This is a genomic window from Vibrio sp. D417a, assembly GCF_030248595.1.
Taxonomy (GTDB): domain Bacteria; phylum Pseudomonadota; class Gammaproteobacteria; order Enterobacterales; family Vibrionaceae; genus Vibrio; species Vibrio alginolyticus.
Window position 1 is genome coordinate 1 of record NZ_JAHGAM010000005.1, and the last position, 26250, is coordinate 26250.

General features: G+C 47.1%; 27 protein-coding genes and 1 riboswitch. Of the genes, 16 read left to right on the forward strand and 11 right to left on the reverse strand.

Annotation, left to right across the window (positions count from 1 at the left end; genetic code table 11):
* Positions 1–483 precede the first annotated feature (483 nt).
* Positions 484–1008, reverse strand: coding sequence for a DUF3087 domain-containing protein (locus KI742_RS05425; protein WP_285385412.1), 525 nt, complete (start codon positions 1006–1008; stop codon positions 484–486).
* Positions 1009–1166: 158 nt separating this feature from the next.
* Here KI742_RS05425 and trmY point away from each other — a divergent pair, with 158 nt between their 5' ends.
* Positions 1167–1766 (forward strand): tRNA (pseudouridine(54)-N(1))-methyltransferase TrmY, encoded by a 600-nt coding sequence (gene trmY, locus KI742_RS05430; RefSeq protein WP_017634347.1) that lies wholly within the window; start codon positions 1167–1169, stop codon positions 1764–1766.
* Positions 1767–1844: 78 nt separating this feature from the next.
* Here the strand turns inward: trmY and KI742_RS05435 are convergent, their stop codons facing one another.
* Together KI742_RS05435 and KI742_RS05440 are read right to left on the reverse strand one after the other, a co-directional pair.
* On the reverse strand, positions 1845–3188 hold the full coding sequence (locus KI742_RS05435) for a TldD/PmbA family protein (protein ID WP_130545267.1): 1344 nt from the start codon (positions 3186–3188) through the stop codon (positions 1845–1847).
* Positions 3188–4573 carry a TldD/PmbA family protein gene (locus tag KI742_RS05440; RefSeq protein WP_017820998.1) on the reverse strand — a complete coding sequence of 462 codons (1386 nt, stop codon included), beginning with the start codon at positions 4571–4573 and terminating at the stop codon, positions 3188–3190. The genes KI742_RS05435 and KI742_RS05440 overlap by 1 nt, the downstream gene beginning before the upstream one ends.
* A 311-nt stretch (positions 4574–4884) precedes the next feature.
* Positions 4885–4992: riboswitch (TPP riboswitch) on the forward strand.
* Positions 4993–5089: 97 nt separating this feature from the next.
* Here KI742_RS05440 and thiD point away from each other — a divergent pair.
* The 8 genes from thiD to KI742_RS05480 all read left to right on the forward strand — a co-directional run bounded on the left by thiD (position 5090) and on the right by KI742_RS05480 (position 11593).
* The gene (gene thiD, locus KI742_RS05445; RefSeq protein WP_151515184.1) at positions 5090–5947 is read left to right on the forward strand and encodes a bifunctional hydroxymethylpyrimidine kinase/phosphomethylpyrimidine kinase; all 858 of its coding nucleotides are present in this window, start codon (positions 5090–5092) and stop codon (positions 5945–5947) included.
* Entirely contained in the window at positions 5937–6692 is a 756-nt protein-coding gene (locus KI742_RS05450; protein WP_285385408.1) for an ABC transporter ATP-binding protein, read from the forward strand. Before thiD ends, KI742_RS05450 begins: the two co-directional genes overlap by 11 nt.
* The gene (locus tag KI742_RS05455; RefSeq protein WP_009706843.1) at positions 6685–7485 is read left to right on the forward strand and encodes an ABC transporter permease; all 801 of its coding nucleotides are present in this window, start codon (positions 6685–6687) and stop codon (positions 7483–7485) included. The genes KI742_RS05450 and KI742_RS05455 overlap by 8 nt, the downstream gene beginning before the upstream one ends.
* A gap of 47 nt (positions 7486–7532) precedes the next feature.
* On the forward strand, positions 7533–8483 hold the full coding sequence (locus tag KI742_RS05460) for an ABC transporter substrate-binding protein (protein ID WP_285385407.1): 951 nt from the start codon (positions 7533–7535) through the stop codon (positions 8481–8483).
* A 54-nt stretch (positions 8484–8537) separates the two neighbouring features.
* Positions 8538–9206: a thiaminase II gene (gene tenA, locus KI742_RS05465; RefSeq protein ID WP_053304011.1), complete on the forward strand. Its 669-nt coding sequence runs from the start codon at positions 8538–8540 to the stop codon at positions 9204–9206.
* A 12-nt stretch (positions 9207–9218) separates the two neighbouring features.
* Positions 9219–10010, forward strand: a complete 792-nt coding sequence (gene thiM, locus KI742_RS05470; protein ID WP_151515186.1) for a hydroxyethylthiazole kinase — start codon at positions 9219–9221, stop codon at positions 10008–10010.
* A gap of 60 nt (positions 10011–10070) precedes the next feature.
* Positions 10071–10685 (forward strand): thiamine phosphate synthase, encoded by a 615-nt coding sequence (thiE, locus tag KI742_RS05475; protein ID WP_253657617.1) that lies wholly within the window; start codon positions 10071–10073, stop codon positions 10683–10685.
* 182 nt (positions 10686–10867) lie between these two features.
* Positions 10868–11593 (forward strand): phosphatase PAP2 family protein, encoded by a 726-nt coding sequence (locus tag KI742_RS05480; RefSeq protein WP_262606669.1) that lies wholly within the window; start codon positions 10868–10870, stop codon positions 11591–11593.
* 71 nt (positions 11594–11664) lie between these two features.
* On the opposite strand, the gene KI742_RS05485 is transcribed toward KI742_RS05480, so the two are convergent.
* Together KI742_RS05485 and KI742_RS05490 are read right to left on the reverse strand one after the other, a co-directional pair.
* Entirely contained in the window at positions 11665–14112 is a 2448-nt protein-coding gene (locus tag KI742_RS05485) for a trimethylamine-N-oxide reductase 2 (protein WP_193837836.1), read from the reverse strand.
* Between the two features lie 22 nt (positions 14113–14134).
* The gene (locus KI742_RS05490; protein WP_005374302.1) at positions 14135–15229 is read right to left on the reverse strand and encodes a NapC/NirT family cytochrome c; all 1095 of its coding nucleotides are present in this window, start codon (positions 15227–15229) and stop codon (positions 14135–14137) included.
* 270 nt (positions 15230–15499) lie between these two features.
* Here KI742_RS05490 and KI742_RS05495 point away from each other — a divergent pair, with 270 nt between their 5' ends.
* The 5 genes from KI742_RS05495 to KI742_RS05515 all read left to right on the forward strand — a co-directional run bounded on the left by KI742_RS05495 (position 15500) and on the right by KI742_RS05515 (position 18375).
* On the forward strand, positions 15500–16015 hold the full coding sequence (locus KI742_RS05495; RefSeq protein ID WP_170897422.1) for a GNAT family N-acetyltransferase: 516 nt from the start codon (positions 15500–15502) through the stop codon (positions 16013–16015).
* 9 nt (positions 16016–16024) lie between these two features.
* Positions 16025–16756, forward strand: coding sequence for a glucose 1-dehydrogenase (locus tag KI742_RS05500; protein WP_285385406.1), 732 nt, complete (start codon positions 16025–16027; stop codon positions 16754–16756).
* Between the two features lies 1 nt (position 16757).
* Positions 16758–17228: a GNAT family N-acetyltransferase gene (locus KI742_RS05505; protein WP_025768770.1), complete on the forward strand. Its 471-nt coding sequence runs from the start codon at positions 16758–16760 to the stop codon at positions 17226–17228.
* A gap of 118 nt (positions 17229–17346) precedes the next feature.
* Positions 17347–17814: an HAD family hydrolase gene (locus KI742_RS05510; protein WP_025768769.1), complete on the forward strand. Its 468-nt coding sequence runs from the start codon at positions 17347–17349 to the stop codon at positions 17812–17814.
* 33 nt (positions 17815–17847) lie between these two features.
* The gene (locus tag KI742_RS05515) at positions 17848–18375 is read left to right on the forward strand and encodes a GNAT family N-acetyltransferase (protein ID WP_047102510.1); all 528 of its coding nucleotides are present in this window, start codon (positions 17848–17850) and stop codon (positions 18373–18375) included.
* A gap of 37 nt (positions 18376–18412) precedes the next feature.
* Here KI742_RS05515 and KI742_RS05520 read toward each other — a convergent pair whose 3' ends face one another.
* The 3 genes from KI742_RS05520 to KI742_RS05530 all read right to left on the reverse strand — a co-directional run bounded on the left by KI742_RS05520 (position 18413) and on the right by KI742_RS05530 (position 20410).
* Positions 18413–19003 (reverse strand): type II secretion system protein, encoded by a 591-nt coding sequence (locus KI742_RS05520; protein ID WP_225455765.1) that lies wholly within the window; start codon positions 19001–19003, stop codon positions 18413–18415.
* A gap of 153 nt (positions 19004–19156) precedes the next feature.
* The gene (locus KI742_RS05525) at positions 19157–19444 is read right to left on the reverse strand and encodes a hypothetical protein (RefSeq protein ID WP_285385419.1); all 288 of its coding nucleotides are present in this window, start codon (positions 19442–19444) and stop codon (positions 19157–19159) included.
* Positions 19445–19510: 66 nt separating this feature from the next.
* A complete protein-coding gene (locus KI742_RS05530; protein ID WP_017634359.1) occupies positions 19511–20410 on the reverse strand; it encodes a DMT family transporter in 900 nt (299 codons plus the stop codon).
* A gap of 92 nt (positions 20411–20502) precedes the next feature.
* Between KI742_RS05530 and KI742_RS05535 the strand changes: the two genes are divergently transcribed.
* Positions 20503–21939 (forward strand): PLP-dependent aminotransferase family protein, encoded by a 1437-nt coding sequence (locus tag KI742_RS05535; protein ID WP_285385405.1) that lies wholly within the window; start codon positions 20503–20505, stop codon positions 21937–21939.
* A 96-nt stretch (positions 21940–22035) separates the two neighbouring features.
* Here KI742_RS05535 and KI742_RS05540 read toward each other — a convergent pair whose 3' ends face one another.
* The 3 genes from KI742_RS05540 to KI742_RS05550 form a co-directional block, all read right to left on the reverse strand.
* Positions 22036–23172 carry a glycerate kinase gene (locus KI742_RS05540; RefSeq protein ID WP_285385403.1) on the reverse strand — a complete coding sequence of 379 codons (1137 nt, stop codon included), beginning with the start codon at positions 23170–23172 and terminating at the stop codon, positions 22036–22038.
* Positions 23173–23188: 16 nt separating this feature from the next.
* Positions 23189–24541 carry a GntP family permease gene (locus KI742_RS05545; protein WP_285385402.1) on the reverse strand — a complete coding sequence of 451 codons (1353 nt, stop codon included), beginning with the start codon at positions 24539–24541 and terminating at the stop codon, positions 23189–23191.
* Between the two features lie 158 nt (positions 24542–24699).
* Positions 24700–25842, reverse strand: coding sequence for a sugar diacid recognition domain-containing protein (locus tag KI742_RS05550; protein ID WP_005374330.1), 1143 nt, complete (start codon positions 25840–25842; stop codon positions 24700–24702).
* A 234-nt stretch (positions 25843–26076) separates the two neighbouring features.
* On the opposite strand from KI742_RS05550, the gene KI742_RS05555 reads away from it, so the two are divergent.
* Positions 26077–26250, forward strand: coding sequence for a hypothetical protein (locus tag KI742_RS05555; RefSeq protein WP_005374332.1), 174 nt, complete (start codon positions 26077–26079; stop codon positions 26248–26250).

Genomic DNA, 26250 nt, shown 5'->3' on the forward strand with positions numbered 1-26250 from the left:
CAAACTCTTCAATTTAAGATTTTGTTCGGCTCAATGAATACTGAACATTACATAAAGTAATGTTTGAATTGACTGTGCTGAATCCGAAGATTCAATGGTCACTTCGTTTCATTGAAACCTAATTTGATACCGAGGTATCTAATTGGATTATCATCAACGAGTGCCCACACAGATTGATAGGTCTATATTGTTAAAGAGCTTGCTTCATAAGCTTTGCTATCGAAGCGGAGGCGTATTCTAAGGAATTAACTTTCAGTGTCAAACACTTTTTAAAATTAATTTTTAGAAGCTTTCTTTCGCCTTATTGCCAATTGCTTTTGCGTTTCCGCTTTGCCCTGACAACGGAGGCGCATTATAGGGAGATGATTTTTCTTGGCAACCCCTTTTTAGAAAAAAACTTAAAAAAAAGCATCGAGTGATTAAATCTCACTCAAACGCTTAATTTTAGCACTCAGTTGTTAACTTCAAGTAACAAATAGGCAATCAGTATGTGTCTACCCAGCTCTCTTTAAAGCTGGTGATATCAAGACTCAGTGATTGCGCCGCTTCGATTTGCTCGATAGCCTCTAGTTCTTTATTTACACTGCTCATCGTTAATATGTTGTTGTCTAGCTCAAACACTTGGCGTTGCGTGGTGTAATAGAACTTAAGCGTAGTGAGCGCTTTTACATCGTCATTGCTCGCGGCTGCTTTAATGCTTTTTAGTTTACGAAAGATTTTGTTGTGCAGTTGCTTGAGTTTCCAAACGTACAGCACTTCTTCCATGTATGGTCGAGTTTTAATGTGATTCAATAAAGAGAGGGAAGTTGCAACTGCGAGAACGACACCAATCAAATTCCAATGGAAATTGCCCGTTGATTGTTCTGGTACGACTTCAGTGTTGCCAAACAAAACAATCAACAAGGTACTAAAGGCAAGAGAGGAGATGGCGAGCAACGCAACAAAACCGCCAATCACAAGGTTTACTTTCTTTTTATAAATGTCTTTATTTATCTGTTTGATTTCCATATACCGCTCCTAACAGGTTACCTCTATTTTAACCAGCGCACTCCGCACGACAATCGAAGCTTTGTAAGTAAGTTCACATTTGCTATTAAACTCGCATCCCTTCCCTGCTTGGGTATATACTTCCGCGCATTCACTCTTCCTATATAGAGGCTAAATTCATGCGCTCTTTTGTTTTACGAGCTCGCGCGGCGCCAACCACCAGCAAAGCACTGTTAGAAGGTGTTGGTAATGAAGCGCATACAGAGATTCTTGCTCATACCATGATGAACACTATGTTCGTTGCTCAATCACACCGTGAAGATGTGGTTGTTCACTTGGTTTTGGAAAGCACAAAAGACTTCTCACGCACCATTACTATTCGCTCCAACGACATCACCAACATTGGCGGCTTCCATGAGTCAACCTTGATTGCAGCAGTGGCTCGCGCTTTGGATGCTTCGGTTGGTATGGGTAAAGAGCAACTTCGTGAAGTCGAACCTGGTATTACCGTTCGTACAGTGAGCTTTGAACGCCTAGTACAAGAGCTGGCAGAAGATCACCAACTATATATGTTGGATAAGAAAGGCGAATTTGTTCGTGATGCAGAAATTGGTGAAAATCCATGTTTCTTGCTAACTGACCATATACCGATGCCGAAAAAGTCTTTTAACAGCTTAAAGCGCCTTGGCACAGAGAAGATCAGCTTAGGTCCTAAGATGCTTTTCGCTTCTCAGTGTGTGGTATTGATCCACAATGAGTTGGACATACGCGAATTCTAGTTATTCGCGCACACGTTGCTAGGTAATGAAAGAGGACTCCATTGAGTCCTCTTTTTTGTTTCTATAGGGATGCTAAGTTTACTTACCACCAATGCTCAAACGAGCAAAACGAACGTCTGGCGAGAAGAAAGTTCGGCTATCGTTAATTAACTGAGTATCACCCACTGCCTCAACTTCTTGCAGCATCTTGTAGAAGTTACCCGCTACCGTGATCCCACGAACTGGTTGAACGCGCTCTCCATCACGGCACAAGAAGCCACTCGCACCAAATGAGAAATCACCACTCACTGCATCCGCACCAGAATGGACACCTTGAAGCTCGACTAACTCTAGGTACTCACCCGCTTTTACTTCTGACGCACTGCTGTTGCCTGTCGCAATCACTTTGTGATTCGCTGATACGTCTAGGCTCGATTTTGCACCGCGAGCGGCACTTGCTGTCGAGACTGCGCCCAAATAACTTGCGGTCTGGCTGTTGTGTAGCAAGGTTTTCAACTCACCATTAGCAATCATGACATTATCTTGAGTAGCGAAGCCTTCACTATCAAAACTCGCGATTGCCATACCATTTGGCATGTAAGCCGTATCAGTAAAGGTAATTAAATCACTCGCAACACGTTGACCAAGCTTGTCACCCAGTGGCGTAATGCCTTTCATCGCGCTTACGCCAGAGAAAGCACTGCCGAAAGCACCGAATAAACTTGCTAGCGCATTAATGTGGAAAATAGCAGGGTAGTTACCTGTCGCAACCGGAGCACCTTCCAGAAGATCACGAGCAAGGTTGTAGCCACCTTCGATACAGTAAGCTGGATTCAACTCATCAAAACGGCGACCAAGTGACATTCTACCCGCCATTGACTGTTTGCCGTCTTTTTCAAACAAGGTATACGCGTAACAAGTGAACGAGCGCTCGAAGTGTTGACACAATGTGCCTTGAGTATTGGCAATGATCAGTTGTGTTTCGCCATCGCTGTAACCATTGTAAGGTGCGCTAGAAGCGTGAGGCAGAGCCACTACGCCTTGCTCAAGTGCGAGAGACAGTTCGATTTTTTCGTCAACAGAAGTGGTATCTTCTTGCACAATCTCAGCAACATCAGTCGTGATTTGGCTGTTAACGCAACTAATAGTCTGATGTTCATCTTGCTTGGAAAAGCGAGCACTTTGCAGCGCATTAGTTAGCATTAAATCCAAGCTTGGTTGCTCTAACGACTCAGAATAGCTTGTTGCAACACGCGCATCTTTCACAACACGAACACCCAGAACTTGGCTTGAGCTTACTTTGTACTCATCCAGCTTTCCTTGGTTCGCTTTCAAAGAAAAGCTACTGTTACGGTTTACAATGACGTCCGCTTCTGCACCTTGGCGTTTTGCTTCTGATAGGACGTAATCAACCGCATTAAGAAGTTGTTGTTCTTGGCTCATTAGTTACCGCCTCCTACCAGAATGTTATCTACTTTCAGCGTTGGCTGACCGACAGTTGTTGGTACTGAACCACTCACGGAACCACACATGCCCGGCGCAAGCGCCATGTCTTTGCCGACCATGCTGATTTCTTTCAACACTTTTGGACCCGTGCTGATCAGCGTTGCTGTTTTCAGAGGCTTGGTGATTTTGCCATTTTCAATGAGGTAGGCTTCACGAACAGCAAAGTTAAACTCCCCCGTACCCGGTTGAACAGAGCCACCGCCCATCTTCTTCGCATAGATACCACGTTCGATGCCTGCCAGCATGTCATTAAGTGAATGCTCGCCCTCTTCGATAAAGGTGTTACGCATGCGCGAGGTTGGTGCGAACTTGTAGTTTTGACGACGACCAGAACCCGTAGGCTCATAACCTGTCTTCATGCCACCCATTTTATCGACCATGAAGCTGGTTAGCTTACCGTCTTTGATCAGTTGAGTGCGCTGAGTCTTCATACCTTCATCATCAATGTGAATCGAGCCCCATTCGTTGGTCATGGTGCCATCATCGACTGCATTCACTGCGGTGTGAGCAACCATTTCGCCCATCTTGTCGTGGAAGACTGATGCTTTCTTCGCAACTGAAGTGGTTTCTAGCAAGTGACCACATGCTTCATGGAAGATAACGCCGCCAAAGCCGTTACCAATCACCACCGGCATTTCACCCGATGGACAAGCATCCGCGCCAAGTTTTACTAACGCTTGCTGCGCGATAGTTTGACCTAGCTCTTTGGCATCAAGCTGTTCACTGAATTCCCAACCAGCAAGAGCGCCAGGACCTTCCATACCAGAAGACTGCTCATTACCTTTTTGCGCGACAGTGTTACCAGCAACACGAATGTAGTGGCGAGTATCGTCAACGTGTAGACCTTCTGAGTTGAAGATAGACACTTGTTGCTCGCGCTGAAGAACGCTGCCAATAAACTGGCTGATATGTTCACTCTCAGCACGTGCGGCTTGGTCAACTTTCAATAGAAACGCGATTTTTGAATCTAGGTTAGCATCCTTACCTAGCGGCATGCGGCAACCATGTTGGATTGGGTAGCGGTTCAAATTCAAAGAACCCGCTGACGCGATTTGCTCACGCTTGTCTTTTGCAGCAAGCAGCGAGGTTACGCGCTTTAGTTCGGCTTCATCTGTGCTGTTGGTGTAACCGTAAAGCACCTTATGACCGAAAAAAAGACGAATACCGATACCAAAATCGATACCCGAGTTAACCTTATCCACTTCACCAGATGCGATCTGGACAGTGTTGGTTTGGTGATGTTCAACGAATAGTTCAGCGAAATCAGCCCCCAAAAAGAGCGCATGATCGATCACTGACTTCGCTGTTACAGAATTAAGCATGAAGTCTCCTTGCTCGATGATCGTCTTAGCCTTCCTAATTAACTGTGAAAAAGTTCAACAAAGTTAAATTGGCAACACGTTAAATTTTAACAGTTTTTTAACCTTGTTTTGTGCTAATCCTTGCTTAACGAGACCACGATTATTTATTAAATATTCCAGGTTCTGCTCATTCACCAGAGCGTTGCACTAGTAAATTCCACCCAGCAAACCATTTAGGTGCTTACTTTATCACTCACCTCGCATAATTGAATACTCATTATAATTACGCTCAAAAAACGTATCCCTTCCGCAATGGTCCTGCTATCATCCGAACGAAATAGTCGGGGGGCCACACGACAAGTGTTGGCTGAGATCGAAATTCGAGACCCGTTGAACCTGATTCAGTTAGCACTGACGTAGGGAACTATGCACACTTTGCCTTTCGTCGCCCCTCTTAGGTAAGCGATAGCGATCGAAAAATCGATCTATCTGCAACGGTCAAAGTCAGTTCCTATACGTCTTGTAGTAGGAGCGACCATGACGCAGCAATCACAACCTCATTCACATCACACGCCAGCCTTGCCTACCCCTATCGTATTGACCATCGCGGGCTCAGACAGTGGTGGCGGTGCAGGTATTCAAGCCGACATCAAAGCGATGTCCGCAACCGGCAGTTTTGCTTGCTCGGTAATCACGGCGATTACTTCGCAAAATACCCAAGGCGTTTCTGCGATTTTCCCCATTCCTCTCGACCATGTGGAGAGCCAACTTGATGCAGTATTTACCGACCTCAACATCGTTGCAGTCAAAGTGGGCATGCTGGCAGATTCCAACATCATCAAAGTCGTTGCAGACAAAATTAAACAATACCAGCCAAAACACCTCGTGATTGACCCTGTAATGGTGGCCACCAGCGGCGATCTATTACTGGAACAGTCGGCAATCCGCACTTTAAAAGAAGAATTGATTCCGCTCGCAGACATCATTACCCCTAACCTACCCGAAGGCGCAGCATTGACGGGTAAGCCAATGCCTCAATCAGAATCTGAAATGAACGATATGATTACCGACCTTCGTGCGCTTGGCGCCAAAGCTATTCTGCTCAAAGGCGGTCACCTTGAAGAAAATGAAAACAGCAACGATCTGCTTATCATGCAAGACAGTGCCGAGTTAATTAGCGCCAAGCGATTTCCAACCAAAAACACTCATGGCACAGGCTGTACACTTTCTTCCGCCATTGCGTCTTATCTTGGCCAAGGCAACAACCTACACAAAGCGGTGCACCTGGGTAAGCAGTACATCAGCCAAGCTATCGCACACGCTGATGAATTGGATGTAGGTAAAGGCCATGGCCCTGTGAACCACTTTTTTGCGGGTCATACTTATGTTCGCTAACGCGATTGGCATTCAGCTTTCCGATGCTAGTCTGCGATACAAAGACAGCCAAACGCCAACGCTAGCAGGGTTGAGTATGACTATTCCTGCTAATCAATGGACAGTGTTACTTGGTCGCAGTGGCTGCGGGAAAACCACAATATTGCGTTACTTAGCTGGCCTACTGGATGACCAAGTTGACTGGCATGGCGAACTCATCACAACGGATGGCGCTGCACTGCATGACCGTATCGCTTACATGGCTCAGCAGGATTTATTGCTACCGTGGTTGAATGTGTTAGACAACGTCTGCCTCAGTTCTCGATTTTCTCAAGTGCAAGCACCAGAGCAAAATAGACAACGTGCACTGACTTTACTAAGCCAAGTGGGACTCGCCGATTACGCGGATGCTAAGCCAGCTCAGCTCTCTGGCGGCATGAGACAACGTGTTGCCCTTGCTCGCACTCTGATGCAAGACAAGCCTCTAGTTCTGATGGATGAGCCTTTCTCTGCACTGGACGCGGTTACTCGTCATAAGTTGCAAACCTTGTCTGCCGAATTGCTGAAAGATAAGACGGTTGTTCTGATTACCCACGACCCACAAGAAGCGGTGCGATTAGCTCACCAACTCTATGTGTTGCAAGGCACACCTGCGCAAGCTCAGCACTTGGTCGTTCCAGACTCCAAGCCGCCCCGAGTTCTCGATGGAGAGTGCGCGGCGTTACAACAAGAGATTTTGGATCAACTGGAGAAAGACTATGAGTGATATGACTCAGTACAACTCCGTTTCGGCACGCATTAGTAAAAAAGAACGCGTGACCCATCCGGCTCTGCGCTTGGTCATTAGCACAGCGGTGATCTTGGGATTGTGGCAGTTGGTTGTTGTGGTATTCGACATGCCAAGCTTCATCTTACCTTCACCAATTGAAGTGCTGGATAGATTGGTCACTCGTTACGATGTCTTGCTCAAACATACTTGGGTTACCGCGCAAGAGATTTTACTTGGTTTGGCGCTTGGATTATCAATGGGTTTGCTGTTCGCATTGCAAATGCTGATGTTCGAACCGCTGAAGCGTTGGTTACTGCCCATTCTGATTGCTAGCCAAGCGATCCCTGTGTTCGCCATCGCGCCAGTACTCATGCTTTGGCTGGGTTACGGCATTGCATCGAAAGTCGTCATGGCGGCGATCATCATCTTTTTCCCCGTCACCACATGTTGCTACGACGGCTTACGTAATACACCAACAGGTTACCTCGACCTTGCCAAGACCATGGGCGCGTCTAAATGGCAGTTACTTCGTCATATTCAATTGCCAGCCGCCCTACCAACTTTAGCCTCAGGCATTCGTGTTGCCGTCGTTATTGCGCCGATTGGAGCAGTGGTCGGTGAGTGGGTAGGTTCAAGTGAAGGCTTGGGTTATCTGATGCTCCAAGCTAATGCTCGCATGATCATTGATGAGATGTTTGCGGCGCTGTTTATCCTAGCCGTGCTGTCTATCTCACTCTACTTCATCACCGATAAATTATTGAAAAAAGCCATCCCTTGGGAAAGCAAATAATTACAGAAAATAACCAAAGAAAATTGGGAAAGAAAAGGAAGAACCCCGTGAATAAAAACAAACTTATGAGCGCTGCTGCTCTACTCGCTTCAGTGGTATCAACCAATGTGCTTGCAGCAGAAAAAGAGATGACACTGATGTTGGATTGGTTCGTCAACCCAAATCATGGTCCTATCGTGATTGCCAAAGAGCGTGGTTACTTCAAAGAACAAGGTTTGAAGGTCAACATTCAAGAGCCGGCAGATCCAAGCACGCCACCTAAGTTGGTCGCGGCGGGTAAAGTCGACATGGCGATTTCTTACCAACCAAGCCTAACTATCGATGTCGCGGCGGGTTTGCCACTAATCCGCTCTGCGACTTTGATTGCTACGCCACTCAACACGTTGATGGTGCTGGATAACGGTAAGAATGAAAACCTTGGCGACTTGAAAGGCAAGAAGATCGGTATTGCGATCGCAGGCAACGAAGAAGCGACAATCGGCACCATGCTAGCTCAAGAGAACGTGAAGTTTTCTGACGTACAAATCATCAACGTAGGTTGGGCGCTGTCTTCGTCTCTTGCGTCTGGCAAGGTGGATGCGATTTGGGGCGGTCTACGTAACTTCGAAACCAACCAACTGGCACTAGAAGGTTATAAAGCTAAGGCCTTCTTCCCTGAAGAACACGGCGTGCCAGCGTATGACGAGTTAGTCTTCGTAGCCAATGCAAAAAACTACGACAAAGAAGCCATCAAGGCATTCAACAAAGCACTAGAGCAAGCGACCACTTACATCATTAACCATCCAAAAGAGTCGTGGAAAGAGTTCGTGGCTTATTCACCAGACACGCTCAACAACGAGCTTAACCAACGCGCTTGGAACGACACGCTAACTCGTTTCGCTCTTCGTCCATCCGCAGTAGATCTGAAACGCTACGATGATTATGCGCAGTTCATGTATTCACAAAACATCATCGAAACACTGCCAAAAGCGAAAGATTACGTACCGAGCTTTGACTAATTCTACTGACCTTAGGATCTAAGCCTAGGGTCTTTTGATAACGAGATACTCATAATGAAATACCAAGATTTGATCGACGCTTGCCGCCAAGATTGGCAAGAATACACTGAGCATGCTTTCGTGCAGCAATTGGCGCAAGGCACTCTGGCTCAGCCTTGTTTTCTGCATTACCTAAAGCAGGATTTTCTTTTCCTAAAGCAGTACGCACGAGCTTACGCATTAGCGATCTACAAAGCACGTACTTTGGATGACATGCGCCGTGCCCTACCAAGCGTACACGCATTGCTCGATTCTGAAATCGCCCACCACGTGACTTACTGTGAGCAATGGGGACTGACAGAATCCGACTTAGAAAACGAGCCAGAAGATTTCGGCACTGTGGCTTACACCCGTTACGTATTAGATGCTGGCATGACGGGCGATCTTGTTGATCTATACGCGGCACTAGCACCATGCTCTATCGGTTATGCCGTAATCGGTAAGATGCTGATTGAAGACGAAAGCACTGTGCTCGAAGGTAACCCATACGCAAGTTGGATCAACCTCTACGGTGGTGAGGAATTCCAATCTGGTGTCGCAAAAGGTGCAGAACACTTTAATCAGTTATTGGCGGAAATCGATATCAATAGTCAGCGTGGTCAAAACCTGATTCAGGTATTCAAAACTGCAACGCGTATGGAAGTGGCATTCTGGCAACAAGGTCTAAACGCTCAGCAAGATTAATCGGAGAGTCTCATGTTAATTGAACAAATCACCCAAGCATTAACCGCAGTACGCCAGCAAAAGCCATTAGTCGTCAACATCACTAACTACGTGGTGATGAATAACACAGCAAACGCACTATTAGCGATCGGCGCTTCTCCAATCATGGCGCACTCCAAGCAGGAAATGGCAGAGATGATGTCGTTCGCGGGTTCACTGGTTATCAACATTGGTACCCTAGACAGCGTTTGGACACCACGTATGAGCTATGCCGTAGAGCAAGCCAATGCCAATGGTAAAATCGTTGTACTCGACCCTGTCGGTTGCGGAGCAAGCTCACTACGTACAGAGACATCACGTGAAATCGCACGCCTTGCAGACAAGTTGATCATTCGTGGTAACGCTTCAGAAATCATCGCTCTCGCTGGCGAGCAAGCACAAAGCAAAGGCGTTGATGCGTTAGACAGCAGCGACGCAGCACTTGGCGCAGCCAACTTCTTAGTCGCAGAGTATGGTGCAAGTGTAGTGATTTCTGGCGAGACTGATTACATCGTCACGAAAGAGCAAACCGTCCAGTTGAATAATGGTCACGAGATGATGCCTTACGTAACCGGAATGGGCTGTACACTAACGGCACTGACGGGTGCTTTCGCTGCTGTTGGTGATGATACCGGCCTTGCTGCAGCGGCGGTACTGGGCGTTGTTGGCGAGATTGCAGCGGAACAAGCTCGCGGCCCAGGTAGCCTGCAAATGAACCTGTTGGATGAGCTTTACCAGTTGGATGAAGAAACGCTGGCAAAACGCTTAAAGCTGCAAGTGAGCTAAGCTTTGCTCTAATAAATACCGGCCTCTCATTCCATCTAGGAGAGGCCCAAAGGAAACACAATGAACGCCTATCGTTTATATTTGGTCACCGACGACCAACAAGATTTAGCCACACTAAAGCGTGTTGTGAGAAAAGCCGTGAAAGGTGGGGTCACCATGGTACAGGTGCGCGAAAAACATGGTGACGTTCGTGCATTTATTGAACGAGCTCAAGCCGTGAAGACGATCCTTGAAGGCACTGGCGTCCCGTTAATCATCAATGATCGTGTTGATGTTGCCCTTGCCGTCGATGCCGATGGTGTTCACCTCGGGCAGTCAGACATGCCAGCAGAGATCGCTCGTCAATTGATTGGCCCAAACAAGATTCTCGGCTTATCGATTGAGACTGAAGAGCAGTTGGCAGAGGCGGGGTCTCTGCCCATTGATTACATCGGCTTGAGTGCCATCTTCGCGACGCCGACCAAAACCAACACCAAAAAACATTGGGGTATTGATGGTTTGAAAATGGCGTTAGAGACGACTTCACTGCCGATTGTTGCCATTGGCGGCATTAACGAAACCAACATTCCTGCCCTGAGTGCGACAGGTGTACACGGTTTGGCTTTGGTTTCTGCCATTTGTCATGCAGAAAACCCAACCAAAGCAGCAGAGTACTTACTTTCTCTGATGGATTAAGACCCCAACGCTTAAGGATGAGCGCCTTTACCCTCCGGATAAATGTCATCAATTCATCACTCAACCTTCATTCCCTCGTCAAATTGACAGAGCGTTGATAAGTTTTTCACGCCAGATAACGTAAGATAAGCCCCTTATTTTCACGTGGTTGAATAACCCTCAATAAAAACAAAACGCTCTCAATGAAAACCAAAAAATATGGATTGATGATGCTCGCCTTGCTTGTTCTTGGCATCATCCCGATGTCGCTGTTTGGCTCTTATCACAATCTCACGTCACAGGTGCCTGAAAGTCTGGGTATTACTTTTACTTTGCTCACAGATTCTGCTGGTAGCAAAGGCTTTTTAATTACGTTAACACTGCTACTGCTTTCTTTATTTCGCTTTAAACCAAATCGCACTGAGTGGATGCAAAAACTCTCAATGTTAGGGTTGTTACTGGTGATTGGCTTTGCCAGCAAAACGGGGCTAAAACTGATGACAGAAAGCCCGCGTCCCTACACGGAATTGCTCGCAGCAGAACAATTGATTGAAACACCAGAAACGTTTTATCAGTTGGATACAAAGCAGCAAGCCAACGTAATTAACCAGATTTCTGAACACGTCAGTGATTGGCGAACGCGCCATTGGCAAGGCGAAAAAGACTATTCTTTCCCATCCGGCCATACGATTTTCGTTTCGATTTGTTTGGCTTTCTTTGGCGGGTTGTTCTTACAGAACAAGTGCTATATCTCTGCACTGTCATTATGGATGTGGGGAATGAGCGTCGCATATAGCCGCTTATGGCTGGGCATGCATCGCCCTGAAGATTTAATAGGCTCAGTCTTGTTTGTCGCGATTGTATTTACTTTACTCCCGACATTTCAGATTAAGAAACAGATGCCGTTTGTTTCTCTTGCTTCGCGCTAATGTGAACGATGACTAGATAAAAAAAGAAGCCAGCGATTCGCTGGCTTCTTGCTTTAAAGCGCTACTTTTTTCTAACCATTTCTTGGTGGTTCAAACGCTGTTAGTTCTAATTCTGGGCCAGTGTATTTTTCAATACGAACCAGTGCCGAGTTCGCCGCACAGCCGTTTGCAAGTCGAGAGGTCGGAATATCCAACGTTAACACGTTACAACCGCCGTTCTTACAAATGCCGGTTTTCGGATCCAAATCCGGCCAACCGCCTTCATGAATACATACTGAGCCTTGCTTGATTCGGTCAGTCACTTCTGCACCAACCAATACTTGGCCACGGTTGTTAAACGCACGAACTAAATCGCCCGTTTTAATACCACGCGCTTTCGCATCTTCAGGGTGAATCCAAATAGGTTCACGGTTTGCAATTGCGTACTCTTCGCGAATCTTCGCGTAGTTAAACTGGCTGTGTAGACGATGCGCTGCGTGCGCGGTCATTAGCTGCAACTCGCCGTCTTTTGCATTGCCAGTGTACTCGGTTGGTGCCATCCACGTTGGATGTGGAGGACAGTCTTCCAACTGATAACCTTCAATGGTTTTCGAGAAGATTTCGATCTTACCACTTGGTGTACCGAGTGGATTCATGATCGGGTCTTCACGGAAATCTGCGTAACGAACAAACTGTGCGTTCTTCTCGTTCCACTTCATCTCGATCAGTTGGTTATCTTCCCAGAACTTGCTGAAGTTCGGCATTGCTACGCGAGAGCCACGGCCACCTTGTTGCGCCGCCTTGTAGAAGCCGTACAGCCATTCCATTTCAGTTTTGCCTTCGGTGTATACGTCACGGCCACCCGGAGCTAGCATCTCTGCCATGTCCGCGAATACATCGAAATCATTACGCGCTTCACCTTGCGGCTCAACCACTTGCTTCATTGGCACCAAGTGTTGGTTACTGTAGTCACCCGTCATCGTTAAGTCGTTACGCTCGAACGATGTGGTGATTGGCAGAACGATGTCCGCATGCTTCGCAGCCGCCGTCCAGTATGGTTCAGAGATAACGATAAGCTCTGGCTTTTGCCACGCTTTAATCAAACGGTTGGTGTCTTGGTGGTGAGTAAAGTTCGCACCACCGGCCCACCAAATCATCTTGATGTCCGGGAACGTCAGTTCATGACCGTTATGATGGTAGGATTGACCTGGGTTTTCCAACGCCTCGACAATACGCGCCACAGGGAAGCTTTGCACCGCGCCAGACACCGCCCAGTCGTTCCCCGCAGAAGAGCCGCCACCCAGCGATGCCGAAATCGCAGGAAGTACTCCAGCGTCACGAGCAGGGTTACCACCGTTTGAGTAGTGGTAAGAGAAACCAAAACCACCGCCCGGTAAACCGATCTGGCCCAACATCGTTGCCAGTGTAACCAGCATCCAGTGACGCTGCTCACCGTATTGTTGGCGCTGCATGCCCCAACCCGCCATCAGCATGGTGCGGTTTTTACTGAAGATGTCAGCCAGTAGCTCAAGTTGCTTCGCAGGTACGCCACAGATTTGTGATGCCCATTCTGCTGATTTTTCTACACCGTCTTCTTCGCCCATCAGGTACGCTTCAAACTTGTCGTAACCTGCGGTGTATTTATCGAGGAAGGCTTTATCGTGCTTACCTTGTTTCACCAAGGTGTGTGCGATACCCATCATCATTGCCACGTCGGTCATTGGGTGAGGAGCAATCCACTCCGCATTCTCGCCAAAGAACTCGATGGTTTCAGAACGAATTGGGTCAATCGCAATAACCGTCTTGCCTGATTTTTTCAATTGATGGAAGAATTCAAGACCAGCACAGTCTGTTGAGCTCCACGCGATTTTTAGAGTGTTGATTGGGTTTAAGCCCCAAAGCACAACCACATCGCTGTGCTCTAATACCACTGGGTACGTGGTTTGTTGCTCGTACACTTCGATAGAGCCCACAACGTGCGGCATGATGATCTGCGCAGCACCCGTTGAGTAGTCACCCAAGTGGCCTGAATAGCCACCCGCCATGCTCATGTAACGTTGCAGCAAGGTTTGTGCTTTGTGCAGCACGCCACTTGAACGCCAGCCGTAAGAGCCTGCAAACACAGAAGCCGGGCCATATTCTTTGCGAATTCGCATGTGCTGTTCGTGGATCAGCTTGTAAGCCTCATCCCAAGACACACGCACAAACTCATCACTACCGCGCACACCTTCTGGCGACGATGGGTTTGCCAAGTAGCCTTTACGTACCATTGGGTACTTCACACGCGCCTTGGTATGCACTTGGTCAGGCCCAGTAGTTTGTAGACTATTTGGTACAGTTTGTGGAAGAGCATTAGTAGTCGAAACCAACTTACCGTCTTGCACTTCACACAGCATTGGGCCCATGCGGCCCGCCGTTAGAATGCCTTTGCCGCGAGCATTAGAAGAAGCAACAGACATAGGTGCAAATGAAGTGAATGCCATTGCACCAGCCGCCATACCAGTGCCTTTTAGAAATCCGCGACGGGTCATATTAGTCATAATCTTATCCTTCTATTTATCGTTAGTGACCAACCACATCTTTCGCGTGGTGCTGGAAGAACTTGGTTAGAATTTCTAGGTTCTCGGCTGAAATATCAGTTCGATCACCCATACTTTTCGCTACCGGTCCCCATGCATTCACTGTGAAGTGATTTGAAGGAATTTTCGCGTGACAAGTTGCACAGTAAACGTTGTCCAACTCTTCTGCGTATGACCATACGGGTTCAAGCGTGTCAACAACTGGAGAATCAATAGCGCCAGTTAGAGAAACCGCGCGCCATTCGTTGCCGTAAACATCTGCCTCAAATTCACCAGTTTCAAGCGCTTGTTGGCCTTGCTCTGTTAGCGTTGCAACGATGGCACGTTGACCTTCTCCCATGTAAAGCACTTGTTCTGCGCCTTTCATTTGGAATGCATTCAACTTAACAGTGCGGTTGTCGCCTTCAGAGCTGATTACTTCCAACTTCGTCGTTGGGTTAATTTTACCCATCTCACCCATTGCGATTTCAGTCACAGGGTAAACAACCTTGGCATTAGGTGATGTTTTTGTGGTGAAGCTCATCAACGTTTCAAATGCCTTGCTGTCTAGCTCTGCTTCTGGTGCAAAGTGCGCCACACCTTTATGACAATCGATACACGTTTGATCGTTTGCTTTCGCGTAAGCGTGCATCTTCGCCGCATCACGTGATTGCTCAAACTCTTCCATTGCATCGAAATCATGACACGAACGACACGTCGCTGAATCATTTTCACGGAACTGAGCCCATACCGTTTCAGCCATATCTTTACGATGTGCTTCATATTTCTCTGGCGTATCGATCTTACCTGTCACAAATTCATGGTAGATGTCTTTCGACGCGCGAATTTTGGTGATCAGGTAATCCATTGGTTCTTGAGGAATATGACAGTCAGAACATTCCGCGCGAATGCCTTTCGCATTACTGAAGTGCACTGAGCCTTGGTACTCTTTGTAAGGGGTTTCCATAGAGTGGCACGAGAGACAAAATTCAGTATCTGAGGTGTAATGCATTACTGCCGCACTCCCCCCCAAAGTTAACCAGCCCACACCAATGCCGGCAGCAACCAGCAGTGCAACATATCGTTTTTTTATTGACATAATTAGCAACACTTCCAAATAAAATGTAATTATAGGTCGCAAATTACTACTTTATGGGTAGTCCTCTCTTGATCCACATCATTTCCGTGTTGCTCTGTATGCCTCAAGTATGAAATTTTGTTATTTGCATCTCAAAGATGAATATATGGCAACAATCCATTACCCAGCCAACTATTCACCACATAAATCACTTTTATGAATGCAACTATTTGATTAAACAGATAAGAGGATGAGAGACTGAATCTCCACATTGATGCAGTAAGGACACGCATGTCAGTTTACATCGAGACGCACAGAAGCCAATTAAGACCCATCAAAGCCAGTGACTGGGAACTCTTTCAACGATTACTTTCCGAACAAGAGGTTATTGCGCTCTGTTTCGATCGTCCCAGCGAAACAGAAATAAGAAAAAAATTTGCTTCGCGATTATTACCATGGACCCCAAATTGCCAGCATTGGCTTTGCCTTGTAATACTCGATAAGCAATCTGAACAACCCATCGGCATCACTGGCTTTGCTATTGAAAACGGTAAGGCAGAGGTAGGTTACTTACTTTTGCCGGAATTTCATGGCCAACAGTTTGGAACAGAAACTCTTCAAGCGCTTCTATACTGGGCAACCTCGACACATAACATCAACCACTTTTCCGCGACGGTCACTGAAGGCAATATTGCATCAGAGCGTGTCCTGATAAAATGTGGTTTCGAACTCATTGAGGTCATTCCAGACGCATACCAAATTGGTGGCAAACCCTACGCCGATAAAATCTACTCACTACATAAATAAGGACGTATTTTGAATAAAGTAGTCATCATTACCGGCGCAAGCCGAGGCATTGGAGCCGCAGCGGCAAAAAAGCTGGCCGAGCAAGGCTATCGCGTTTGCGTTAATTACCGCACTCAGCAAGAGGCCGCCGACCAAGTTGTGGCAGAAATACAAGCAAACGGTGGAAAAGCGATTGCCATCGCCGCAGACGTAGCCGATGAGAAGCAAGTGCTCTCCTTGTTTGATGAAACAGAACGTGAATTTGGTGCAGTGACGCACTTGGTCAACAACGTTGGCATCCTATTTACTCAATCGCCTTTGTCAGAAATCAGCTTGGAACGCTTTCAGAAAGTAATGAACACCAATGTGAATAGCTGTTTTCTCTGCTGTCGAGAAGCGGCGAGGCGATTCAGTGCAGGCGGTGCAATTGTGAATGTCTCCTCTGGAGCGTCGCGCTCAGGCGCGCCATTTGAGTATGTCGATTACGCCACATCAAAAGGCGCGATGGATACCTTAACTAAAGGGCTCTCGCTAGAGTTGGCAGAGCGCAATATTCACGTCAATGGCGTTCGACCTGGTTTCATTTACACTGATATGCATGCCGACGGCGGAGAACCAAACCGAGTAGATAGACTCAGCCCTCAAATTCCTCTTAAACGCGGTGGCACGGTAGAAGAAGTGGCAAATGCGATCGCTTGGCTATTAAGTGACGAAGCCTCTTATGTCACAGGATCATTTATCGATATTGCAGGGGGCAGATAGAATGCAAGTCCATATCCGACAAGCGATTCCCGATGATTTAGACGAAATTTTTCAGCTTAATTTTCAAATTAATTCACTGCATTTTGCGAATGCGCCAGAAGCCTTTGTTGCGCCATCAGAAGCTGATCGAGAATTTCTTGCACAAGCACTAGAGAACAAAGAGCGACTCTTTTTGATTGCCGAACGCGAACAGCAAATTCTCGGCTTCTTAACCGCGATGATCACCCAAAACGACACCGTCAGTTTTCTGATCAAAGACCCAATTTGTCGCGTGGGAACAATTGTTGTCGATGAAGCGCAAAAGCAGCAAGGAATCGGCCGCCAACTGCTCCTAGCCTGTGAGCAATGGGCGCGCGACGCCAATGCCACACAAATTCGATTGGAAGTGATGGAATTCAATCAGCCAGCACAGCGCTTTTACGATAATCAAGGTTTTAAAACTAACTCACGCATTATGCTGAAACATTTGTAACGATAACGACAATTAAGCGCTTTTCACGACTAAACCCACCTAAATCGTATTTATCGATGCAATTTACCCCCTAATTTTAGAAAAAGACGATATGATGTGCGGATAAGGAGATTCGAACATGATTTATCTTTTCGATTGGGGGAACACCTTGATGGTAGATTTCCCTGAGGCACAAGGAAAAATGTGCGATTGGGAACACGTAGAAGCAGTTCCTCAAGCCAGAGAAACACTGGCAATACTTTCCCAAAATCATCCCATCTACATTGCGACCAGTGCATCTGATTCCAACATGGAAGAGGTTCAGCGTGCATTTGTTCGCGTCGACTTAGACCAATACTTAAATGGCTATTTTTGTTTTGCCAACCTCGGCATCGCTAAAAACCAACCTGAGTTTTATCTCGCCATCGCAAAACAGTTAGGGGTTAACGTGAGTGGAATAACCATGGTTGGCGATTTACCTCACAAAGATATTTACCCTGCGATGAAAGCGGGCGTAAACACAATTTGGTTTAACCCAACGGGCGCTGATGCACCAGCCGAAGCCATTCCTAACCAAATTCGTTGTTTATCTGAGCTTATCCCCTAACCGTTACTAACCTGCACTAATCAAGGAAGATGAATGCAAATCAGATCCATCAAGGTGAGCGATATCGCGCGCTTCACCGCGCTGTGGAATCGAGTGTACTCCGAAGGGGAATTTTTGATTTCTCCTGCACCCGATAACGCAACGCTTCGCAGAATCCTGCAACGTGTGGAAAACGAGTCCATCCCTCAGTTTGTCGCGTTTGACCGCCAAAAACTTATCGGTAGTGTTGAAATCTACCCAGCTGAGATGTGCGGTTACGAAAGAGGGCAACGCCTTCGCGTCGGTATTCTTGGTATTCACATCGACAAAAACTACCGAGGCAAAGGATTGGGGCGGAAACTATTGGCAGTCGCGATCGCACGTGGTTGGGAATTTGGTTACGACCAAATCGCACTCTACGTATACACAACCAACACACCAGCGATTGCTTTGTATGAACGGTTTGGATTTGAACATCAGGGAGAACTTGGGGAAGTGACCTTGCCAAATGGTAAAGTCTTGATGAGTCAAAAAATGATATTGTATAAAGCGCAAAGCCGTTCGAAAAGCCCAGATTTGTAGAGTCACGATAACCGTTGTTCGCAACACTTATTCGGGGTTAACACCCTTGCGTCACATGCCCTCGAACAATTGAATCGTTAGAGGCTTGATTCACGTAGTAGAAATAGCATGCTTCTTCTGCCAGTGTGTAACCTTGCGGCCAAATGTACACCACGCGATCAACACCCGATTTATCTAAGAACTGATAATCAGGAATAGCGACAAAATGAGCACTGTTTGGGTGCTGCTGACCGATGATGCAAAAATCACTGCCTTTGCACGGCACGTCAATTTTCGAATAACCTCTGGCTGGTAGATCGATTTCTAACAAAGCTCGAATACTATCGGCACTCGCTTCTGGCATGCCTTTGCGTGTTTTGACATGTCGGTCAATGTAGTGAACGTGCTCTTGGCCGTAAGCGTTATCAATCACTGATTGAGCATGAAAGAATTTGAGAGCCGTACCCAAAGAAGACTGAGAACTGTGCAGCATCGCAGCGTATGCTTGGCGATGAATATCGAGTAGTACTGGTAAAGCAGCTAATGCGATGAAAGCCAAAGTGGTAAGCACTATGGTGATTTCCATCAGCGTAAATCCCTTTGATTTCACGTTTCTTATCTCAACTAGCCCAAGACAATAGCCCCACATCCATGTGAGACCGAGCCAATATATCGCCAATTTCTTACGATTAAAGGCTTAAGGGGTAAGAAGAGACAAACACCACTCAAACTTGAGAACAGCAGCCAAAGAGCAGTGTAACAAAACGACGCTATGTGTCAGATATTAGACGGTTTTTACTCTCTAGTTACTGAGTAAAGGCACATGATTTCGCACCAGACCACGACGAACATTCGTGCACATTTTGCCAAAACGACGAATCTCATCGAACTGCGGAACAATGCCGCGCTCCATGGCTGACTCCCAATAAGTGACTTCTGAATCGACCATTTCCAACAATTTCTTCGGACAGCCAATGCACTGCCCTTCTGGTCCACATACAAACGTTTCTGGTTCATAAATTGGTAGTTCCGCTTTTACTTGCTCGATGATGCTACGCATGGCGGTCATTCGATCTGGCTTTACCTTCATCATTCTGCTCCACGGATTAAGATGAAGCAGATTGTACCCACTGGTACGCAAATGTCCCTACCCAATTTAGGTATATTCTGTTTGAATCGATTTCTTTATCGTCAGATCCGGCTTTTTAACCACCAAATACACCGCCGTAGCTGCCAGTACGAAACCAGAAATCCCCATCCAATCAAATGACTCTCCAAACGCGAGCCAAGCCTGAATCGCCGTCGTTGGCGGCACCAGGTAGAATACAGAAGCTACGCTCGATGCAGCACCGTTCTTAACCATGTACAACAGCAGTAGAATAGCTACACAAGAGAGCACGACGACCAACCACAACACAGTCAAAATAAACTCCAGTTCCCACTGCACTTGCATGGTTTCAAACTGCATCGCAACGGGCAGAAACATGACGAGCGCGGCCAAATATTGCACCGTCGCACCACCCACCATATCCACTTGTTGGCAATGTTTTTTCTGATAAAGCGTCCCTAGCGTGATACCAACCAAAGCCAATAAACACAAACCAATGGCCAACACTTTATGCTGCTCGGATTGCCACTCCATTTTGCCCATCAACACCATAGCGATACCGACAAAACCAAGAGCCAAACCCAACCATTGCGAGGGTTTAAATTCCTCACGAACAAACGCCACCAGCAAAGCCGCGGTTAAAATCGGTTGAATACCCACCAGCAACGAACTCAACCCAGCAGGCATACCCAAGGCGATAGCGAAATAAGTACCGCCCAGATAGAAACCGTGGATCAACGCACCAACTACACAGCTGTGCCAAAAATCTTTTCCTGTCGGCAACCTTCTACGCAATACCGCCACAAGAACCAAAAACAATAAGACATTGAATGCCATACGGATAGAAAGTAGTGTCGCTGGCTCGGCATATTGCAAACCAAAACGCGCACCAACGAATCCAGAAGCCCAAAGGATGACAAATACAAAAGGGATGGCTCGGATTAACATGATCGCCTCACTCACGCTTGTTTTATGTTTTGAGATACTGCTAATGTAATTAGGTACAGTGTTTTCAAAAAGTGACAGATGGAAGTGTTTTTATGGGTACAGATTTATTGGGAAGCGGTGAAGGGAATAAGTACCTCGTGGTGGAAAAACACCTCAAACAAGCCATCAATGGTGGCGTTTATCAGGCGGATGATCGACTGCCCTCCATTCGCTCGTTGAGCCAAGAATTAAACGTCAGTAAAAATACCGTGATTCGTGCGTATCAAGAGCTGGAAGCACAAAACTTGGTTTACTCGGTTCCCAAATCGGGTTATCGAGTTAAAGTCGCCTTGCCGACCTCTCGCTCAATTCCGGATCCGACTCGCGTGGATTTGCTCTCGATCTGCAAAGAAATCCTTACTTATCCTGAATACCAAGAGCGTTTGCCTACCGGTTCTGCCCACCCAAACATTGACTCCCCCGCGATCAAAAGCTTGTACGCCGAGATCGGCCGCCACAGCCGCCAGCAAACGCATGTACCGAGCCATTACCAATTACCACCCGGTGATCACCTCTTAATCAAACAACTAGCGAAAATCACACAAGATTTGGGCACGCCAGCCAAGTTGGATGAGATCATGGTGACGCACGGCGCGCAACAAGCCATTAGCCTAGCGCTGCGCGCAACGACACAAAAAGGCGATATCGTCGCGGTGGAGTCCCCTTGCTATTTTGGCAACTTATTGATGCTAGAATCACTCGGCCTCAAAGTGGTGGAAATTCCGAGTTGCCCACGCGACGGTATGTGCCCCGAAGCCTTAGCAAAAGCAATGGCGACATGGGACATAAAAGCGATCATCGTAACGCCAAACTTCACCAATCCAACTGGTGCCATGATGCCGCTAGAAAAGCGTCAACAATTACTATTGGCGTCCGGCAATATTCCTATTATCGAAGACGATGTGTTTGGCGGGTTAAGCTATGACAAGCCGTTGCCAAGCTTGAGATTGCTCGATGACAGGCAACGCGTAATTTACGTAAATTCGTTATCCAAAACGCTCGATTCGCGTTTGAGAATTGGTTGGATGTTGGCGGGGCGATATCGAGATCAAATTGAGCAATATCTACTGTGTGAGAACATGGGCAGTTTGAACCTGATGCAATCCGCCGTGGCAACGTTTCTAACGTCAGGCAAGTATCGAACGCATACTGCGCGAATGGGTCGGGTTTATCAAAACAACATGCGCCGATTTATCCAGATGCTTCATCAATACTTGGATGAATACGAACCTCTAAAAAATCGATACCAGATCAACGCCGTGCAAGGTTCGTTCTTGCTTTGGTTGCGACTGCCCGAAGACACGGACAGCTATGCGTTGTATCAAGCATGCAATAAGCACAGAATCAGCCTACTTCCCGGCACCGTATTTGGCACTCAAGGGCAATATCGGCATTGCGTACGCCTCAGCGTGGCAAACTTTGGTCATGAAACCGATTGGAGTCACGCGATGCAAACACTGGCAAAATTGATAGCAAAGCATGCCTGTTAACTCGCTCTTACTAAATGAACTTATGCCGACACACACAAACAGGTAACAACAAAAAACTCCACGCAAAGGTGGAGTTTTCTCGTATCGTTATCGCCCTCAGTGCAACTTAATTTGCCACATTCTCGCGACGTTTTCGGCTAAATTGGCAACGTTGACGTCAGCCTCTTTCATGGCCTCAGATAAGCTCATCGCCCTTGGTACACAAGCAAACACCGCATCAATGCCGCACTCATAAACCGCCTGATAGTTGTCGCCCACACAGCCTGCTAATGCAATGACTGGTAAATTACACTGCTTGGCGACCTGAGCAACGCCCATCGGCGTTTTGCCATGTGCGGTTTGATGATCGATTCGACCCTCGCCTGTAAATACGATATCCGCATCCGCAACATGCTGAGCAAGTTTGACCGTTTCAAGCACAATCTCAATTCCCGGTTGCAAACGTGCTGGCGTGTACCCGAGCAAGGCCGCGCCCATACCACCAGCAGCACCCGCCCCTTCACGAGTCAGTACATGCTTACCCGTCGCTTGTTCCGTCAACTCGCCAAACTTGCGCAATGCGTTATCGAGCAGAGTAACGTCTGATACGGTCGCTCCCTTTTGCGGGCCAAAGATAGCCGACGCGCCTTTGTCACCACAGAGTGGGTTATCAACATCGCACGCTACCAACACTTCGCAAGTTGCTAAACGAGGGTCAAGACCAGAAATATCGATGGACGCAAGCGCCGCTAACCCGCCTCCATTTGGGGTAATTGCATTACCAGATTCATCAAGAAACGCCACCCCCAACGCGGTCAACATGCCCACGCCACCATCATTGGTAGCGCTGCCGCCCAAACCAATGATTAAACGTTGAATGCCTCTGTCTAGCGCGTGTTTGATCAGCTGTCCGGTACCAATGCTACTGGTCAGTTTTGGGTCGCGAGCGTCACTCGGCACAAGGTGTAGCCCACTGGCCTCCGCCATTTCAATAACCGCAGTTTCGCCTTCGCCGAGGATGCCATAAAACGCTTCAACATCATTCCCTAATGGCGCAGTCACTGTTGTGAAGACTTGTTCGCCTTGAGTTGCATCTATCAAAGATTGAACCGTGCCTTCGCCACCGTCTGCGACCGGAACCGTAACAAACTCAGCATCATGCCATACGCGAGCAAGACCCGTTTTGATCGCCTCGCTCACTTGTTTGGCGGTTAAGCTTTCTTTAAATGAATCAGGTGCAATTACCACTTTCATACGTATTTCCAGAGACTTATAAGAGAACGAGGCTCAAAATGTACACCAATGCCATTGCCGTGACACCTTGAACGAGCGTAGCCATGGTTTGCGCGCGGTACGCTAAGCCCACCGACATGCGGCTAAACTGCGAAACTACCCAGAAGAAACTGTCGTTTGCATGAGAAACCGTCATCGCACCAGCACCGATCGCCATCACCGTTAATACGCGGCCCATTTCTGAATCGAGCCCCAATTGCGTAAGCATAGGCGCAACCAAAGCCGATGTGGTCACCAATGCAACCGTTGATGAACCTTGCGCCGACTTTAGCGCAGCCGCAACGATAAATGGCATGAAAATACCCACGCCCAGCGCCGATAGCGTCGTACCTAAGTATTCACCTAGCGGCGTTGCTTTTAATACCGCGCCAAAAGCACCACCCGCACCGGTAATCAAAAGAATAGGCGCAGCAGCCATAATACCTTGGCTGATTCGCTCGCCAAATTCTTCAATCTTGTTGTCTGATTTGAGTAGGCGAACAGAAAGGAACAGGCCAATCACTAATGCCGTTAGTGGCTGTCCTAAGAAAATCAGAACATCAAACACAAAACCTTCGCCCAGCGGTAGGCTTGGGAATTTCGCGATAGAGCCAAAACAGATCAATAAGATAGGAACAAAAATAGGAGCGAATGCTTGGCTCGCCGTTGGCAATTTGCCGTAAGACGCTTTGAGTGCTTGCCAGTCTTGCTGAATTTCTTCTACGGCTTCAATGCCATCTGGTTCAACATGTTGGAATCGGTTCGCCCACAACATACCCGCTAACGCCGCAACCGCTGCAACAAACACACCCACACCAATCACTAAACCAAGGTTAGATTCCAGGCCTAAGTTACCCGCAGCGGCAATCGGTCCAGGAGTTGGCGGCACAAATGTGTGCGTTGCATATAGGCCAGTTGCCAACGCCACACTCATCGCAACGCTTGAGGTTTTTAAACGCTTCGCGAGTGATTCTTTGAGCGAGTTCAGAATGACAAAGCCTGAATCACAAAATACCGGAACAGAAACGATGTAACCGATGATACTCATGGTCAATGTTGGGAAACGCTCACCCAACACTTTGATGACCGTATCGGCCATAGTGATCGCTGCACCACTTTTTTCCAAAATAACACCGATGATGGTACCTAAAACGATAACCAAACCAATGTAACCAAGGATGCCGCCAAAGCCAGAAGCAATGGTTTTGGCAATGCTATCTGCCGGTAAGCCGTAAGCAAATGCCGCAAGGAACGCCGCGATGATCAGCGCTAAAAAGGGATGTAATTTGAATTTGGTGGTCGTGAGCACAATAAATGCGATCACCCCGAGCAGGATTAATATAAGGTTCATGATAACTCCATTTATTCTTATTTTGCTGAGCGAGTCCGTGTTGGCTCACTCAACATGTAGGGATGCATGAATTATTAATCGTTTGCTTTCGAATTCCTTTAGGCGGAGTGACAAATGATGTGGTCAAAAAATAACGCGTATTGTGCAGATGCACAATATCACGACATTTTTGAGAGCCGAGTAGCAATATAAAGCTCCGCTAACCCCACAAAATTGGTAGTTGGTAGCCCTGTTATCTCGGTGATTTTCTCTAACCGATAGCGCAGAGTGTTCCGGTGAATAAACAGCATTTTAGAGCATTCTGTTACATTGCCATTGCATTCAAAAAGTGCATCTAGAGTTTTCAATAATTGCCCAGATTTGTCTTTCTCTTTCAACCGTTTCACACCATCAATAATTTGTTCACCTTGCCAAATATCCGCCAACGGCGCTAACAAAACAGGCAAACGAAGTTCATCGAACAGGTACTTACGTTTCTCTGGGTAGAACTGCTTGCCAATGGCTAATACCTGCTTCGCGCTTTGGTATGACAACGCGACATCTTTAGGCTCATTAAACAGCTGTCCTAGCGCAATGTGAAACGTATGCGAATCGTGATCGCTTAAACGCGACATCAACTTATCAATGCGCTCACTTTCAACTTGGCTGTCCCACTGCTTGGCGGAATGACACGGTTTCAACACCACAATTTCATTCACCGAGACAATCGCAACTAGATTGTTACGCTCTGGGTATTCAAGCAGTTCAACAATATTGCGCACACTCTTCATGCTTTTTGAGGCCGACGGCGTCGAGACTTCAATCACCGTTGCCACCCGTGGTTGAGTAACATCGATAGAAAGACGCATCGCCCAATCTTTCAGCTCTTCATCGGTCAATTTGCCATTGATCCAAGCCAGAATAAACTCTTCGCGATGACGTCTGTCCCACTGAAATTTTTCCACCAGCGCGGCTTGCTCGATTGTCAATTCAGCGGTCATTTTAACCAGTTTGGCAAAATCTCGGATTTTCTCCGGCTCGCCTGTGACACCAACAATACCAACCACGTCGCCATGTAATTTCAACAACATATTGATACCGGGTTTGACACCCTGCAACGTCAAACATTGCTGCTCATTAAGCTCTAGCGAATCGCCATGATTCAGCGCCAGTACCGCGCCATCATGCACTTGCCCAACACGTTTAGGGTCGCCACTGCCAATGATGATGCCTGCCGAGTTCATCACATTCACATTGTGACCAATGATGGACATGGTTCGATCAACAATTTGTTGTGCTAAAGCGTGGTCGAGAATCACCATTTCGAGTTTCCAAATTGACCGTTTAATCACTCAATAAATCACAAATGGCAAACTATCGCGATGCTGCGGTTCTAAATAACGGAAGCAGCTCAAAGCATTATCCAATTAACCACACTTAAAAAGAGGATTAAGCCTTCATTTTTAGCAGAGGGTTATATACTTAGAACAAAGGTTACCAATGCATTCTTCACTGTGCATTGATGCCACTCGTCTACCTACAGAGGAGAGATCAACATGGAGTTACGGAATAAATCGGGGGAAGTTGCAAATATTGCTGATAACCTCACTTTGAAGGAAATCACAGAAATGGGCTACACCGTAGATTTATGCGATGAAGCATTTGCCCCTGGAGAGCATTGGAAAGCGGAAGGTAAAACGCAAGGTATGGGCGAGTATCCAGAGGAGTAA

Coding starts and splice junctions, on each gene's coding strand:
- KI742_RS05515 (WP_047102510.1), top strand. CDS start 17,848: ATGCAAATCAGATCCATCAAGGTGAGCGATATCGCGCGCTTCACCGCG.
- KI742_RS05435 (WP_130545267.1), bottom strand. CDS start 3,188: ATGAGCCAAGAACAACAACTTCTTAATGCGGTTGATTACGTCCTATCA.
- KI742_RS05530 (WP_017634359.1), bottom strand. CDS start 20,410: ATGTTAATCCGAGCCATCCCTTTTGTATTTGTCATCCTTTGGGCTTCT.
- KI742_RS05450 (WP_285385408.1), top strand. CDS start 5,937: ATGTTCGCTAACGCGATTGGCATTCAGCTTTCCGATGCTAGTCTGCGA.
- KI742_RS05505 (WP_025768770.1), top strand. CDS start 16,758: ATGCAAGTCCATATCCGACAAGCGATTCCCGATGATTTAGACGAAATT.
- KI742_RS05520 (WP_225455765.1), bottom strand. CDS start 19,003: ATGTGGGGCTATTGTCTTGGGCTAGTTGAGATAAGAAACGTGAAATCA.
- KI742_RS05485 (WP_193837836.1), bottom strand. CDS start 14,112: ATGACTAATATGACCCGTCGCGGATTTCTAAAAGGCACTGGTATGGCG.
- KI742_RS05425 (WP_285385412.1), bottom strand. CDS start 1,008: ATGGAAATCAAACAGATAAATAAAGACATTTATAAAAAGAAAGTAAAC.
- KI742_RS05510 (WP_025768769.1), top strand. CDS start 17,347: ATGATTTATCTTTTCGATTGGGGGAACACCTTGATGGTAGATTTCCCT.
- KI742_RS05525 (WP_285385419.1), bottom strand. CDS start 19,444: ATGAAGGTAAAGCCAGATCGAATGACCGCCATGCGTAGCATCATCGAG.
- thiE (WP_253657617.1), top strand. CDS start 10,071: ATGAACGCCTATCGTTTATATTTGGTCACCGACGACCAACAAGATTTA.
- KI742_RS05555 (WP_005374332.1), top strand. CDS start 26,077: ATGGAGTTACGGAATAAATCGGGGGAAGTTGCAAATATTGCTGATAAC.
- KI742_RS05480 (WP_262606669.1), top strand. CDS start 10,868: ATGAAAACCAAAAAATATGGATTGATGATGCTCGCCTTGCTTGTTCTT.
- trmY (WP_017634347.1), top strand. CDS start 1,167: ATGCGCTCTTTTGTTTTACGAGCTCGCGCGGCGCCAACCACCAGCAAA.
- tenA (WP_053304011.1), top strand. CDS start 8,538: ATGAAATACCAAGATTTGATCGACGCTTGCCGCCAAGATTGGCAAGAA.
- thiM (WP_151515186.1), top strand. CDS start 9,219: ATGTTAATTGAACAAATCACCCAAGCATTAACCGCAGTACGCCAGCAA.
- KI742_RS05540 (WP_285385403.1), bottom strand. CDS start 23,172: ATGAAAGTGGTAATTGCACCTGATTCATTTAAAGAAAGCTTAACCGCC.
- KI742_RS05535 (WP_285385405.1), top strand. CDS start 20,503: ATGGGTACAGATTTATTGGGAAGCGGTGAAGGGAATAAGTACCTCGTG.
- KI742_RS05550 (WP_005374330.1), bottom strand. CDS start 25,842: ATGGTGATTCTCGACCACGCTTTAGCACAACAAATTGTTGATCGAACC.
- KI742_RS05440 (WP_017820998.1), bottom strand. CDS start 4,573: ATGCTTAATTCTGTAACAGCGAAGTCAGTGATCGATCATGCGCTCTTT.
- KI742_RS05455 (WP_009706843.1), top strand. CDS start 6,685: ATGAGTGATATGACTCAGTACAACTCCGTTTCGGCACGCATTAGTAAA.
- KI742_RS05495 (WP_170897422.1), top strand. CDS start 15,500: ATGTCAGTTTACATCGAGACGCACAGAAGCCAATTAAGACCCATCAAA.
- thiD (WP_151515184.1), top strand. CDS start 5,090: ATGACGCAGCAATCACAACCTCATTCACATCACACGCCAGCCTTGCCT.
- KI742_RS05490 (WP_005374302.1), bottom strand. CDS start 15,229: ATGTCAATAAAAAAACGATATGTTGCACTGCTGGTTGCTGCCGGCATT.
- KI742_RS05545 (WP_285385402.1), bottom strand. CDS start 24,541: ATGAACCTTATATTAATCCTGCTCGGGGTGATCGCATTTATTGTGCTC.